The sequence below is a fragment of the Bacillus sp. 22446 genome (assembly GCF_052044955.1).
Classification (GTDB): Bacteria; Bacillota; Bacilli; order Bacillales; family Bacillaceae; genus Bacillus; species Bacillus altitudinis.
Genome location: NZ_JBQEOD010000001.1, coordinates 171,045 through 183,996 on the forward strand (window position 1 = coordinate 171,045; position 12,952 = coordinate 183,996).

A 12,952-nucleotide genomic window follows, 5' to 3' on the forward strand; every position below is an offset into this window, starting at 1 on the left:
ATCAAGGCAGAAATTTATCGAATTTTTCTTCCTAACAGGTACAGTTCTTTTTCAGATACTGCCCACACGAAGTATATCAAAAATGTGCCGGGTGTTCCACTTAAGTTGACTTGATCTCAATGTCAGCGGAGTAGATGTTTTGGATTCTGCCCTCCGTTTCGAGTAAGAGAACGCCTTCATCATTAATCCCAAGCGCCGTTCCAGCATATTGTCCATTGACGGTGCGTGCGATGATACGTTTTCCAATGGTCATCGCATACGATTCCCATAATTGTTTGATCGGAGCAAAACCATATGTCATATATTCATCATACCTTTTTTCAAAGGTGGACATGATGGTTTGAATCAGTGCCGCTCTGTCTACCTTTTCACCCAGCTCCATTTGCAAACTCGTCGCAACATCCTTTAATTCTTCAGGAAAATCATTTGCCGTCTGATTCACGTTAATGCCTGGGCCAATAATGACTGCGTGAACTTGGTCAGCTTCTGCTTTTAATTCAGTCAAAATACCAACGACCTTTTTTCCGTTTAGCAAAATATCGTTTGGCCATTTGATCGATGGACTGAGACCCGTTTGCTGCGCTATGGCTTCAGCGATGGCGACAGATGCTAAAAGCGTCATTTGCGGCGCTTTGTGCAGCGGTATTTCCGGCCGGAGAATCAAACTCATCCAAATGCCTGTCCCATTTGGTGAGTGCCACGTTCTTTGAAGGCGTCCTTTTCCGTTTGTCTGATGATCGCTGACAACAAGCGAGCCGTGCGGGGCTCCTTTATTGACGAGGTCATGGGCAATGAGCTGAGTTGAGGCGACTTCTTCTTGAAAATAAATATGCCTACCAAACAGCTCTGTTTCCAAACCAAACAGAATTTCGTCTTCACTAATTTTGTCCGGTTTACGAAGCAGCCGGTATCCTTTTCTTCTGACCGCTTCGACCTCATATCCCTCTTTTCGCAAATCCTCTATATGCTTCCATACTGCCGTTCGGGAGCAGCCAAGCTCATCACATATTTGCTGGCTTGAGACAAAATCTTGCTCAGATGCTGTAAATAGTTCAATTAATCGTTTTCTAATCGCTGATCGCACGCTATGAGCCACTCCTCTATGGCTTCTTTTCGGTTTTCAAGCTGGTTTTGCAAAACGGCTTTTTTCACAGAAGCAAGCTCTTCTGCAATCCATTTACCAGCTGGCTTTTGCCGAAAGGCCATCAAATCTTTTCCTGACACTGCAAGGTCTTGAAGCTGTTTAATCGGTAGCGCATCATATGAACGTTTCGCCGCCTCCAGCTCATCAAAGAAAATGCGACGCTCATGTTTGAGCTGCGTGATTTTCATACTAGAAAGCAGGACATGTTCACCAGCTTCAAACATTTTTTCCGCATCCCAGTCACAATCAACATATTTGCTAATGGCAACGGCTTCTTTTAAAAGTTTCGTTGATAACTTCCATTCTTTTAAAAAGGACACCGCCTCCGCCTCATCTAGACCAAGTAAATGGATAAAGGCTCCCCACACCTCATCTAACCCATCCAATAAATAATACGGGAAAGCTTGGAACGTTTCATTCAGCTGAGCCTTTTTGAGGCCGGGCAATTCTTCATACAATTTGGTGGAGATGAGCACCTTGATGGCTTGCTCACAGTAGCGGCCTTTTAAAAGTTTTTCCATTTCGATTTTTTTGCGTTCAACAGAGATGTTGGCAAGCAGATGTTTATCTTTTTTCATTGCTTCTTCCGTCTCTTTAGAAAGCTCAAACCCGAGCTGGCTTAAAAACCGCACCGCTCTCATCATCCGAAGCGCGTCTTCTTGAAAGCGGCACGCAGGATCTCCAACCGTTTGAATTCGTCTCCGCTTAATATCCCGCTTGCCGCCTACATGGTCAATGATGTCACCATGGATATCCATGGCTACTGCATTGATCGTTAAATCTCTTCTTAAAAGATCTTCTTTTAATGATGAAATAAACGCCACTTCTTTAGGCCGGCGAAAGTCTTCATATTCTGATTCAGTCCGAAACGTAGTGACCTCATAGCTGACCCCGTCAAGTAAAACAATAACAGTGCCATGCTCTTTGCCGACATCTACTGTTTTATCAAATAAAGACTCCACCACATCAGGTGTGGCATCTGTCGCAATATCGATATCTCCAATTTCCCTGCCTAAAAGGACATCTCTCACCGCACCACCGACAAAATAAGCTTGATACCCATGTTCGTGCAGTGTATGTAAAATAGGGATCGCATGTGTGAATGGTTCATTCATTTTCAACATCACCTTCGATCAATTCTAAGTAAAGCTCTTCATACTCTCTCACAATTTTGTCAGAAGAGAAATTGGCTTCAACACTAGACTTGGCTGCCATCGATATTTGCTTATGGAGCGCATTGTCTTTCAGAATAGAGATGGCATGTTTTGCTGCTCCATCTACATCACCAAGCGGAACAAGGAATCCTGTCTCTCCATGTGCAATCACCTCTGGAATTCCTCCAACGTCTGTTCCTATACAAGGTACTCCGCATGCCATTGCTTCAAGTAGTACAAGACCAAAACTCTCTTTCTCAGAAAGCAGCAGCTTCAAATCACTAATCGAATAGAGCTCCTCCACTTTCTCTTGCTTTCCTAAAAATAACACGCGGTCCGTTAATCCAAGCTTTTTCACAAGCTCGCAAACAACCGATTTTTCAGGTCCGTCCCCAATCAGTAGCAGTTTTGCATTCACCTGTTCAGAAATCTGTTTAAACACATGGATCACGTCATGCACCCGCTTCACTTTACGGAAATTTGATACATGGATGACGACCTTCTCATCCTGCAGAAGACCATAATGCGTCTTCAGCACTTCGTGATCTTCACGCAAATATACACGCTCATCGACGAAATTATGGATCGTATCAATTTTCTTATTCGGTTTAATCAGATCGTATGTCTGCGCAGCTAATGAATGTGATACAGCCGTTACGCGGTCAGATGATTCGATCGCAAACCGGATGACTTCCTTTAAAGATGGGTCATAGCCTAAAACCGTAATATCCGTCCCGTGAAGTGTGGTGACGACTTTGACAGACTGTCCAGTCATTTGCTTAGCTAAGAACGCACAGACGGCGTGAGGGACCGCATAATGCGCATGAATAATATCAAGCTTCTCTCGTTTTGCCACTTCTGCTAGTTTACTTGCCAGTGCAAGGTCATAAGGCGGATATTGAAACACAGCATATTGATTGACATCCACCTCATGAAAATAAATATTCGGATACACTTTATTGAGTCTAAACGGAATACTCGAGGTAATGAAATGAACATCGTGCCCTTTTTCAGCTAAACGTTTTCCAAGCTCTGTGGCAATAATGCCCGAACCGCCAACACTCGGATAACAAGTGATTCCGATCTTCAATTTTTTCATAATTACCCCCCAAGTAAGTCATCGTCCATCAAAAGTGGCTTCTTTGTCAGAAACCCTTCTGCAAAAGGTTTATTGACTTCCCTTCCATACATCGACTCTCTCATTTTGACAAAATCAATATAACCATTTACAAGCGGTGTCTCCACTGAACTCTCTGTTTTGACAAATTGGCTTTTATACGCATGTAAGCTATCAATTTTTTGCTTCATCTCGTCTGAAATATCAATCACAAAATCTGGACGATGGTGGCCGTTAATCATGTAATAATACATCTGGCTTATTTTATGCGCTGGCTGCTTGTATGAATCTTCAAATTTATGTATACCTGCAGAAAAAGCGGCCTCTTCTACAAGTGAACCCGCATGACCATGATCAGGATGTCGATCTTGGTGGTGCGGGGCAAAAATAAGTTTTGGTTTATATGTTCGGATGACACCTGCAATTTCTTTCATCGCTTCGTCATTCAGATAAAGTCCTCTATCTGGCAGCGTGAGCTGGATTCGAGTCGTGACGCCTAAAATGGCAGCGGCTGCTCTGGCCTCTTCTTTTCGGCTTTCAACCGTTCCATTTGAAGATAATTCAGCCTGAGTCAAGTCACAAATCCCAACACGTGCCCCTTTTTTTACGTATTTTGCAATCGTTCCACCCATACCGATCTCTACATCATCGCTATGGGCACCGAATGCAAGGATATCAAGTGGTTTCATGCGTTCCTCCGTTTTTTGCTACATCTCGAAAATCAAACGTACCTTTATTTAAATTCCTGACTAAAATTTCGGCAGTCCCCATATTGGTTGCTAATGGGATGGCATACACATCGCAAAGCCGGATGAGTGCAGATACATCCGGTTCATGCGGCTGTGCAGTGAGAGGGTCTCTAAAAAAGAGCACAAGATCCATTGCATTATCAGCAATCATAGCACCGATCTGCTGATCTCCTCCAAGTGGTCCTGATTGGAAACGATGAATGGGCAGCCCAGTCGCTTCTTTCACTCTTAAACCTGTGGTTCCTGTTGCATAAAGTGTATGATCGGCCAAAAGATCTTGATACGCAATGGCGAATTGAATCATGTCACTTTTTTTCTTATCGTGAGCGATTAAAGCAATGTTCATCAGGGATCCACTCCTTATTAGTCGATAATATTTTCTAAGCCATAGACGAGTTGATCAATATGCATCACCTGTTCAACAGAAAGCTTCACACCTGACATAAAGGATGCACGGTTATAAGAATCATGACGGATCGTGAGCGTCTGTCCGTCCATTCCAAACAGCACTTCTTGATGAGCAATCATGCCTGGAAGCCTTACGCTGTGAAGGCGGATGCCATCATAATCTGCTCCTCGAGCACCTTCGATTAGTTCTTTTTCTTCAGGGTGCCCCTGCTTTTTGCTTTCTCTTACTTCAGCAATCATTTCAGCCGTTTTTAGTCCTGTACCACTCGGAGCGTCCAATTTTTTATCATGATGAAGCTCAATGATTTCAACATCAGGAAAATAATTTGCTGCCATTTTGGCAAACTTCATCATTAAAACAGCACCAACAGCAAAGTTAGGCGCAATAATACAGCCTATCCCTTTTTCTTCTGTTAATTGCTGAAGTTCTTTTAGGTCGTCTTCTGAAAAACCTGTTGTGCCTACGACTGGACGTACGCCATGTTCAAGGGCTTTTTTTGTATGTACTTTCCCGATTTCTGGGGTCGTCAAATCAATTAACACATCCGGTGCTGTTTCTGAAAGACACACGTCAATATCCGTATAAATGGGCGCATCAGATGTTGTATGAAGCACATCAGATAGCTTTTTCCCCTCATGTGTGTGATCAAGTGCTGCTACTAGTTCGAAGTGGCTTGTTTCTTCTGCCAGCTTGACAGCCTCTATCCCCATTCTTCCTCTTGCTCCAGCGATTACAACTTTGATGGTTTGATTCGTCATCTTCTCTACTTCCCTTCTTTTTTCGTCCAGCGGTCTTTGTCTCTTGTATTGAATTTATGCATCACACGATCATGGGCTTCTTCAAGTGATATATTGAGTGAATTGGCAAGGCATGTTAACACAAACAGCACATCACCAATTTCTTCTTCCATGCTTTTCTCTGTTTCCGTTGTTTTTTTCGGCTTTTCTCCATAGTAATGGTTAACCTCTCTTGCCAGCTCACCTAATTCTTCTGTCAGACGGGCCATCATGGCAAGCGGGCTGAAATAGCCTTCTTTAAATTGTCCTATGTAATCATCGACTTCTTGCTGCACGTGACGCAGCGTTTTTTCATTCGTCATGAAGCTCATCCTCCTATCCATCTCTTACATGTTAGCGAAATCATAAATATTTGACAAATGTTTAAAACTCAGTTTGCTTGTTTCTCTTCCATACCATATAATATTATCGCTGTCTAAGCAAAAAAAGGAGTGATCTTTTGCTAAAAGAAATTCGTCTTAAAAATATCGTATTTATTTTAATAGGATCTGCGATTTTTTCTTTCGGCCTTGTTCATTTTAATATGCAGAACAACTTGGCGGAAGGCGGATTTACAGGTATCACACTGCTTTTATATTTTCTATTTCACATTGACCCATCTATTTCAAACCTTGTGTTAAACATTCCGATCTTTTTTATCGGCTGGAAAATGCTTGGCAGAACCATGTTTACATATACAATTGTCGGAACCGTCAGTCTTTCTGTCTTTCTAGCCATCTTCCAGCGCTTTCAAATACATATGCCCCTTCAGCATGATTTAGCCTTAGCCGCACTTTTTGCAGGTGTGTTTATCGGAACAGGCCTCGGAATCATCTTTAAATTCGGCGGGACAACAGGCGGCGTGGACATAATTGCAAGACTGATCAACAAACATTATCAAGTCGCAATGGGAAGAACGATGTTTATCTTCGACGCATGCGTCATTACCATCTCTCTTACCTATTTAAATTACAAGGAAGCCATGTATACACTTGTTGCCGTATTTGTTGCTGCAAAAGTCATCGATTTCATGCAAGAAGGCGCATACGCTGCCAAAGGAGCGATGATTATTTCTGAAAAGGATGACATCATTCAAAAGAAAATCACAGAGGAAATGGAGCGCGGAGTGACCATTTTAAAGGGTGTCGGCTCCTATACGAAACAGGAACGCAACGTCCTTTACTGCGTCGTTCCAAAAAATGAGCTTGTCCACCTCAAGAGCGTCGTAACTTCCGTCGATCCTCATGCCTTTGTATCAGTGAGTGACGTGCATGACGTACTTGGTGAAGGCTTCACATTAGATGAACATAAAAAGCCGCTCAATCCCCACTAAAAAAGAAGCCCGATAACGGTGCTTCTTTTTTTATGACTTTGGATAATCGGCTTGTCTCTTTTGCTTTTTTTCTTTTTCAGCACGGTATTTCCTAAACCCAACATACGTTAAAGTGAGTAAAATCATACTTCCTGTTGTTAAAATGACCCATAAAAGCGATGGATCCGCTTCATCTTGATCAACGTTCGCAAACACACTTGATAAATCTTCTTCGAGTTTCGTGAGACGCTCAAGCTTTGTCCCACTCGATGCCTTTAAAAATTCACCTTGTTCAATTACTTCCATGTGCTGCTTAATCGTTTGCAGCTTTTCAGGCGAGATATCAATGGTTAAGCTCGGATAAATCATATCATACAATGAAACCAGCTCATTCCAAGTTTCATAGAACGTCGTCGATTCTGGATCTTTTACTTCTTTCTTTAATGTCGGAAAAGACCCCATAATCGGCTTCTCGAGAGATCCCCAAAGAGGTTCTGAATTTGATTGTATCGCATCGAGAAGCATTCTAAACTGAGAGGCATACCGAAGTTTTTCGCGCTCATTTAAGTCTTCCTGCGGGAGTCCTTTAATGATATCTTGATAGCCAAGTGTAATTTGCCGAACTTGCGTATTCGTCAAAGTTCCGCGCCAATTCCCAGCTTTAAATGTCTTTTCAGCATACAATGCAACTTGTAATGCCTCATCATATTTAGCTTGTCTCGTTAATTGAAAGATTGAATCTGATAGTTCCGTTAATTCTTGCAGCGCTTTAGCAGCTGTTGTTTCCTCACCTTTTACAGCAGCTGGATGCAAGACGAGAAATAATAATAGAATCATCGCGATTGACTTTCGTTTCATGCAAGTCCCTCCTAGCCTTTCTCCATACAGCGTATGAAGAAAAGGACAAGGTTAGACCAACATTGTTAAGGGAGTTCAAGCTTGACCGATTTTTTCGAGAGGACAAGATAATACGAAACAAGAAGAACGGCAATACTTAACCAAAACGTCACGTAGCCGATCTCATTTGAATAGGCAGAAAGCATAGAATAACGCGGCATCATTCCAAATACATAATCAATCACATCATTATGTAAAATCCATATGCCTGCTACAACCAAATGACGCATGTGAAAACGATAATACGGCGCAAATAACACAGCCTGTACCGCCATCGCAAAGTGCGAACCAATTAGCATATATCCTTCCCACGGAAAATCATCAACAGAAACGAGCACGAAAAGATTCATCCCTACAGCCCATAATCCATATTTGATCAAGGTGACAAGGGCCAGTGCTTCAAAATAAGGAGCATGGCGTTTCATTAGAAAGGCTAGTAATACAAATAAAAAGAAAAAGCTTGCCGTCGGACTGTCCGGTACAAAAGGTAAAAAGACAGCCGGCGTCTCAACGAGCTGCGGAATATACCAGTAGTAGCCGTACACAGTACCAAGAAAGTTGACAATGAGCACAAGCACAAGCATGTAGCGTGTGGCTAGCAAATATTGAATCCATCTCATATTTCTATTCACTCACGATCTGTTAAAATCAGAAAAAAGCTGACAGCGCCAGCTTTTTTCTCCTTTTGAGTATATCCTTGTACTTACATTTAAACAACTGAATTATTTAGATTTGACCTCAGATAAATATTTCGAGAGCTTTTCAAGTTCTTCATCGCTGCCTTTAAAAATGCCCTTAGGCATGTTGCCTTTTCCTTCTACAGCGATTTTCGCAATTTCCTCTGGTGCTAAACCATTGTCAACAAGTGACGGTCCAGCTGCCCCGCCTTGCATATTATCTCCGTGACAGGAGATACATGTCTGCTCTTGATAGATTTTATACTCTTCAGCTGAGGTATCAATCTCTGCTTCTTTCTTGATTTCACCTTGCTTCGCTGCTGCTTCCCAGTCATGAGTAGCAACAGACTCCCATGTTAAATAGGTTGCTGCACCAACTGCAAGAATCATCATTCCAACTGCAATTGGTCTTCGATATGGCCTACGTTCAGGACCAGAATCAAGAAATGGTGCGAGTAAAAGAGCACCAAACGCAATTCCAGGCATAATCATTGCGCCAACCACCGTATAGCTCCCTGCAGCAAACTCATATTTTAACAACTGGTACAAAAATAGAAAATACCAGTCTGGCAGCGGAATATAGCCCGTATCTGTCGGATCAGCCATCCGCTCAAGCGGAGGTGCATGAACAACAGTTAGGACAAGAAATCCAATTAAAAAAACAGCACCTACAAGCCATTCCTTTAAAAGAAAGTTCGGCCAAAAGGCTTCGGTTTTTCCCGGATATTCGGAATAGTCTTTAGGTATGTTAGGTTTTCTTTCTGCCGGTATTCTGGAATCTCCGACAAACTTCATCCCTTTTCCCCTATGCAAAGTCATCCCCTCCTCATTGAACATTCATCAAACGCAAAATTTTACAGCGGTCCAGAAATTCCTTGCTTACGAATCATAATAAAGTGGGCAGCCATCAGCCCAAATAATGCCGCTGGCAAGAAAAAGACATGGATAGCGAAAAATCTCGTCAGCGTTTGTGCACCTACAATGTCAGGATGACCTGCAAGCAGCGTTTTAATCTCTTTCCCAATGAAAGGTGTCGCCTCTGCAATTTGAAGACCAACCTTCGTCGCAAATAGCGCCTTCATATCCCACGGTAAAAGATATCCGGTAAAACCAAGTCCAAGCATCACAAAGAAAATGAGCACACCGACAATCCAGTTTAGCTCTCTAGGCTTTTTATACGCCCCTTGGAAAAAGACCCTCAGCGTATGTAAAAACATCATCACAATGACTAGACTCGCACCCCAGTGGTGCATCCCTCTAACAATCTGTCCAAATGCCACTTCATTTTGCAAATAATAGACAGATTCCCATGCGTTTTTAATATCCGGTACATAATACATCGTTAAAAACATGCCCGAAAGGACTTGAATGACCGTCACAAAAAACGTTAAACCGCCAAAACAATACACAAAAGCAGAGAAATGATGTGCTGGATTGACGTGCTCAGGCACTTCATGATCCGCAATGTCTCTCCATATCGGTGTGATGTCCAGCCGCTCATCTACCCAATCGTAAATCTTGTTAAGCATCGTTACCCTTCCCCTTTCGGCACAGCTTTTCCAAGATAGAGGTATCCGTCCTTCACTTGCTGCTTATAATGGTCAAGCGGTGCAAGCGGCGGAGTTCCGGGTACGTTTGTACCATCCTTGTCGTACAGCCCATAATGGCAAGGGCAGAAAAATTTGTTTGGATTTTTCGGATCACTGTTCCAGTTCACTGTACATCCCAAATGTTTACAGATTGGCGATAAAGCGACAATTTCATCCCCTTCTTTGTACACCCATGCAGACCTAGATTCCTTTGACTCATACCATGCATCGACTTGATCAATTTTAAAGTCAAAGCGCTTCGGTTCTTTTGTCAGTTCATCTACACTGACAACTTGAACCATATCCTGATCCTCTGTTCCTTTTAGCACAGGGTCAAGCGCAAAGCGAACCATAGGCATGAGCATTCCAGCGGCCATAAATCCCCCCACGCCGGTCAACGTGTAATTCAAAAATTGACGCCTGGACACTCCATGTCTCTTCTCGCTCATTTTTTTCTCCCCCCCTCAGGTCGTCAGCTACTTTATAACTGAATTAGAAAAAATTTCATAAAACTAGGACACCCTCATAATATATCAATCTATTCACAAGGTCAACAGCCTAAAAAGCTATGTACAATGCAAATGTAAGGGTTTTTATGAAGGGTTCCATTTTTGTAACAAAAAGTTCAAAATTTGTTCTACACTGTCTTGAATGACTTTTTGCTTTAAATTGACCTTTAAATGCTCAAGCGGAACAGACTGCAATATAAATGCCGATTCGCTCACTTCTAGCTGTTCTTTCCATTTGTTATCAGATGTGATAAACACAACATGCTGAAAATGTTCTTGCAATGATTGTTTTACTGCAAGTATGTCTTCTTGCTTACGATGATTTACTTCTAAATATGTATGTGGAGGAAAAAGAAACACTCTGCCTTTCAGTTGCCTTTCAAGATCCTCTGCCACAAGCATTGTAAACTCACCTAAAGACACGGTTTGTTTGATATGGCTTGCATCTATCCCAACTAATGGAATGATAGCGGTATCAATGTAATCTTTAGATTGTAAAAAGAGATCCGCGTCCTCCGCCTGAAACTTCATCTAGTTCCCCTCTTTCATCACATAAGCCCTGCCTGTATAGGGCAAGGCTTATTGGCTTGGTTTATGATAATAGGCTTAATTCTTTTGCTAACTTATTAAATGTTTCTTGATCATGACGGTCAAGCGCTTCATCGATTTCTTTCATCAGCCGTTCTTTTTGGAAAGTAGCAATAGAATGCTCTAGCACTTTCTCAGCAAGATCTTTATCTTTTTCATTTTCATAAAGATCTTTAGGAATATGAGGATTTGTTTCAAGTACAGCGGCATATTCCGGCGAACGATATGCAGATCGGAAATTCAATTGAATAAACAAATCTTGCTGTTTATTCAAACGAATATCATGAAATGATTTTTCTGCATCTGTCGTCATGATATTTTCTTTATAAAATCTAAAGGGAACTTCATCCACACAGTGTGTTGACATAATAATTCCCCTTGGGCAAAATTCTGCTTGCTCTACAAAATGAACCTTTTCCATCAAAGAGTCGTGACTCATTAAATAATTTAATATCCAAACACACTCTCTTCGCTTTAACTGATAATGGTTTAAGAACCACCGGATAAATTCCTTCTTTTCATTGACAGAAACAGGGGTCTGCATGTTATTCCCTCCTCTATCGTAAATTAAATTGCTATACATGAATTATTCAACAAACCAGTTCTTCATTCCTGCAAACTATAAGGAAATTTCGTCTTCAATTCTTAAAATCGTTTCTTCAATTTCTTCATTCGTGCCATCTTTCTGAAGAACTTTTCGTAATAACGGCAAGGCTTCTTTTTGTCTGCCTTCTTCTAAAAGGAACGAAGCATATTCATATAAAAAGTCACGTTCCTCATCAAAATCAGGCAGAGCAAGTTTGAAATACTCAGCGGCTTCATCATATTCTTCTCGTCCGACAGAAGCAGAAGCAGCATACCAATTCCATTTTGGATCTTCTTCCCCAAAACTTTTAACCTCTTTAATCACATCCAGAATTTCATCAAACAGCTCTTCATTTAAATAGATCGCAAGCAGCGTTTGAACCGCTTCAATATATCCTGGATCAAGAGCAAGTGCTTCTTGAAGCAATTTTTTCGCATCTTCCGAATGGCCATTTTTCAAATCAATCTTTGCCCCATATAAATATAACTCTTTGTTATACTCATCCACTTTAATTCCTTCTTTTACTATCTCTAAAGCTTCATGATATAGTCCTTCTTCCTCATAGCTTTTAGCTAAAGGCATATAAAGTGACGAATACGAAGGATCAATATCTTTTAGTTCAGAAAGCTGCTGAATAGCCGTTTTCGTTCTGCCAGCCCTCATCGCTGTAAATCCGTAGCCAAAAAGTGTATTTGGATCCACTTGATCCTTTACAGCCTTTTCATACCATTCAAGGGCATCTTCAAATTCTCCAGCTGTGCTTAATGATTCAGCGAGCCGCTGATATACATTGACACCGCCAATTTCATTTTGTTGATCGGCCACTTTGTAGAAATAGTCGGCTGCTTTCTTTGAAAGACCTTGAGAAAAATACAATTCCCCTAAAGCAAAATCAATGACGGCTTCATGAGGTAGTAACTCTTTCGCTTTTAAAAGCTTTTGTTCACTGACTTCAAATAGTCCTTGCATTTGATACAAATCTGCCATTAACAATAAACTCTCTGGATACGCATCGTCATCTTCAGGAATCGTTTCAAGAACTGCTATTGCCTTCTCTTCTTCATCAGAGTCTATTAACAGCTCTGCATAAAAACAGGTTAATCCTGTTTCTTCTGGATATAAATCATGTAAATCACTAATGAGATTCCGTGCTTTATCAATATCTCCCCAGTCATAATATAACTGAGCTGCCTGCGCTTTTTCTTCATCATGAAGATGCTTCTCTGCTTGAGCAAGTGTTTGGAGTCCCTTTTCAGTCTCACCCGCCTCAACTAATTTTATGGCTTCTTGTAATGAACTATTCAAATCAAACCGTTCCTTTCTGTTTCCAAAAACCTAAACTGTTGTTACTTCATATCATAATCGACAGCTGCATATCCAGCAAATATGTTGCTCTTTTAACATGAAGCCATTTTTGTGTTTTGAAGACTCTTTTTCAATCAATA

16 protein-coding genes are annotated in these 12,952 nt (G+C 41.4%); 1 reads left to right on the forward strand and 15 read right to left on the reverse strand.

All coding sequences use genetic code 11. The annotated features are described in order from the left end of the window. Nucleotides 1-100: 100 nt before the first annotated feature. From ACTJJD_RS00875 to ACTJJD_RS00905, 7 genes are read right to left on the reverse strand one after another with little or no spacing between them, the layout of a single operon-like run. Nucleotides 101-1,084: a biotin--[acetyl-CoA-carboxylase] ligase gene (locus ACTJJD_RS00875; protein ID WP_272753742.1), complete on the reverse strand. Its 984-nt coding sequence runs from the start codon at nt 1,082-1,084 to the stop codon at nt 101-103. Then, on the reverse strand, nt 1,057-2,259 hold the full coding sequence (locus tag ACTJJD_RS00880) for a CCA tRNA nucleotidyltransferase (protein ID WP_440608027.1): 1,203 nt from the start codon (nt 2,257-2,259) through the stop codon (nt 1,057-1,059). The genes ACTJJD_RS00875 and ACTJJD_RS00880 overlap by 28 nt, the downstream gene beginning before the upstream one ends. After that, the gene (bshA, locus tag ACTJJD_RS00885; RefSeq protein WP_041091689.1) at nt 2,252-3,397 is read right to left on the reverse strand and encodes an N-acetyl-alpha-D-glucosaminyl L-malate synthase BshA; all 1,146 of its coding nucleotides are present in this window, start codon (nt 3,395-3,397) and stop codon (nt 2,252-2,254) included. Before bshA ends, ACTJJD_RS00880 begins: the two co-directional genes overlap by 8 nt. Nucleotides 3,398-3,399: 2 nt before the next feature. Next, a complete protein-coding gene (bshB1, locus tag ACTJJD_RS00890) occupies nt 3,400-4,104 on the reverse strand; it encodes a bacillithiol biosynthesis deacetylase BshB1 (protein ID WP_057079351.1) in 705 nt (234 codons plus the stop codon). Then, complete coding sequence (mgsA, locus tag ACTJJD_RS00895) at nt 4,091-4,510, reverse strand: methylglyoxal synthase (RefSeq protein WP_060781143.1); 420 nt, start codon at nt 4,508-4,510, stop codon at nt 4,091-4,093. Before mgsA ends, bshB1 begins: the two co-directional genes overlap by 14 nt. A 17-nt stretch (nt 4,511-4,527) precedes the next feature. Then, a complete protein-coding gene (dapB, locus tag ACTJJD_RS00900; protein ID WP_017359745.1) occupies nt 4,528-5,331 on the reverse strand; it encodes a 4-hydroxy-tetrahydrodipicolinate reductase in 804 nt (267 codons plus the stop codon). A 5-nt stretch (nt 5,332-5,336) separates the two neighbouring features. Then, nucleotides 5,337-5,672 carry a nucleotide pyrophosphohydrolase gene (locus ACTJJD_RS00905; protein ID WP_008344575.1) on the reverse strand — a complete coding sequence of 112 codons (336 nt, stop codon included), beginning with the start codon at nt 5,670-5,672 and terminating at the stop codon, nt 5,337-5,339. A gap of 137 nt (nt 5,673-5,809) precedes the next feature. Between ACTJJD_RS00905 and ACTJJD_RS00910 the strand changes: the two genes are divergently transcribed. Further along, the gene (locus tag ACTJJD_RS00910; RefSeq protein WP_003215598.1) at nt 5,810-6,682 is read left to right on the forward strand and encodes a YitT family protein; all 873 of its coding nucleotides are present in this window, start codon (nt 5,810-5,812) and stop codon (nt 6,680-6,682) included. 30 nt (nt 6,683-6,712) lie between these two features. Here ACTJJD_RS00910 and ypjB read toward each other — a convergent pair whose 3' ends face one another. From ypjB to ACTJJD_RS00950, 8 genes are all read right to left on the reverse strand, one after another. Next, nucleotides 6,713-7,519, reverse strand: coding sequence for a sporulation protein YpjB (gene ypjB / locus ACTJJD_RS00915; protein ID WP_440608028.1), 807 nt, complete (start codon nt 7,517-7,519; stop codon nt 6,713-6,715). Nucleotides 7,520-7,584: 65 nt separating this feature from the next. Beyond that, nucleotides 7,585-8,178, reverse strand: coding sequence for a DUF1405 domain-containing protein (locus tag ACTJJD_RS00920; RefSeq protein WP_148779983.1), 594 nt, complete (start codon nt 8,176-8,178; stop codon nt 7,585-7,587). A 102-nt stretch (nt 8,179-8,280) separates the two neighbouring features. Continuing rightward, on the reverse strand, nt 8,281-9,048 hold the full coding sequence (locus ACTJJD_RS00925) for a menaquinol-cytochrome c reductase cytochrome b/c subunit (protein ID WP_008344567.1): 768 nt from the start codon (nt 9,046-9,048) through the stop codon (nt 8,281-8,283). Nucleotides 9,049-9,089: 41 nt separating this feature from the next. Then, nucleotides 9,090-9,764 (reverse strand): menaquinol-cytochrome c reductase cytochrome b subunit, encoded by a 675-nt coding sequence (gene qcrB / locus ACTJJD_RS00930; protein WP_003215804.1) that lies wholly within the window; start codon nt 9,762-9,764, stop codon nt 9,090-9,092. 2 nt (nt 9,765-9,766) lie between these two features. Then, nucleotides 9,767-10,273: a ubiquinol-cytochrome c reductase iron-sulfur subunit gene (locus tag ACTJJD_RS00935; protein ID WP_007500911.1), complete on the reverse strand. Its 507-nt coding sequence runs from the start codon at nt 10,271-10,273 to the stop codon at nt 9,767-9,769. 144 nt (nt 10,274-10,417) lie between these two features. Then, nucleotides 10,418-10,864, reverse strand: coding sequence for a YpiF family protein (locus ACTJJD_RS00940; protein ID WP_007500913.1), 447 nt, complete (start codon nt 10,862-10,864; stop codon nt 10,418-10,420). A 61-nt stretch (nt 10,865-10,925) separates the two neighbouring features. Next, nucleotides 10,926-11,465: a ReoY family proteolytic degradation factor gene (locus tag ACTJJD_RS00945; RefSeq protein WP_008344562.1), complete on the reverse strand. Its 540-nt coding sequence runs from the start codon at nt 11,463-11,465 to the stop codon at nt 10,926-10,928. A gap of 75 nt (nt 11,466-11,540) precedes the next feature. After that, nucleotides 11,541-12,812, reverse strand: a complete 1,272-nt coding sequence (locus tag ACTJJD_RS00950) for a tetratricopeptide repeat protein (RefSeq protein WP_035702924.1) — start codon at nt 12,810-12,812, stop codon at nt 11,541-11,543. Between the last annotated feature and the right edge of the window lie 140 nt (nt 12,813-12,952).

What these genes read in the sequence shown, in the direction of transcription:
- ACTJJD_RS00935 (WP_007500911.1), bottom strand. Translation starts at nt 10,273, where the DNA reads ATGAGCGAGAAGAGACATGGAGTGTCCAGGCGTCAATTTTTGAATTAC.
- bshB1 (WP_057079351.1), bottom strand. Translation starts at nt 4,104, where the DNA reads ATGAAACCACTTGATATCCTTGCATTCGGTGCCCATAGCGATGATGTA.
- bshA (WP_041091689.1), bottom strand. Translation starts at nt 3,397, where the DNA reads ATGAAAAAATTGAAGATCGGAATCACTTGTTATCCGAGTGTTGGCGGT.
- qcrB (WP_003215804.1), bottom strand. Translation starts at nt 9,764, where the DNA reads ATGCTTAACAAGATTTACGATTGGGTAGATGAGCGGCTGGACATCACA.
- ACTJJD_RS00880 (WP_440608027.1), bottom strand. Translation starts at nt 2,259, where the DNA reads ATGAATGAACCATTCACACATGCGATCCCTATTTTACATACACTGCAC.
- ypjB (WP_440608028.1), bottom strand. Translation starts at nt 7,519, where the DNA reads ATGAAACGAAAGTCAATCGCGATGATTCTATTATTATTTCTCGTCTTG.
- ACTJJD_RS00940 (WP_007500913.1), bottom strand. Translation starts at nt 10,864, where the DNA reads ATGAAGTTTCAGGCGGAGGACGCGGATCTCTTTTTACAATCTAAAGAT.
- ACTJJD_RS00945 (WP_008344562.1), bottom strand. Translation starts at nt 11,465, where the DNA reads ATGCAGACCCCTGTTTCTGTCAATGAAAAGAAGGAATTTATCCGGTGG.
- mgsA (WP_060781143.1), bottom strand. Translation starts at nt 4,510, where the DNA reads ATGAACATTGCTTTAATCGCTCACGATAAGAAAAAAAGTGACATGATT.
- dapB (WP_017359745.1), bottom strand. Translation starts at nt 5,331, where the DNA reads ATGACGAATCAAACCATCAAAGTTGTAATCGCTGGAGCAAGAGGAAGA.
- ACTJJD_RS00920 (WP_148779983.1), bottom strand. Translation starts at nt 8,178, where the DNA reads ATGAGATGGATTCAATATTTGCTAGCCACACGCTACATGCTTGTGCTT.
- ACTJJD_RS00905 (WP_008344575.1), bottom strand. Translation starts at nt 5,672, where the DNA reads ATGACGAATGAAAAAACGCTGCGTCACGTGCAGCAAGAAGTCGATGAT.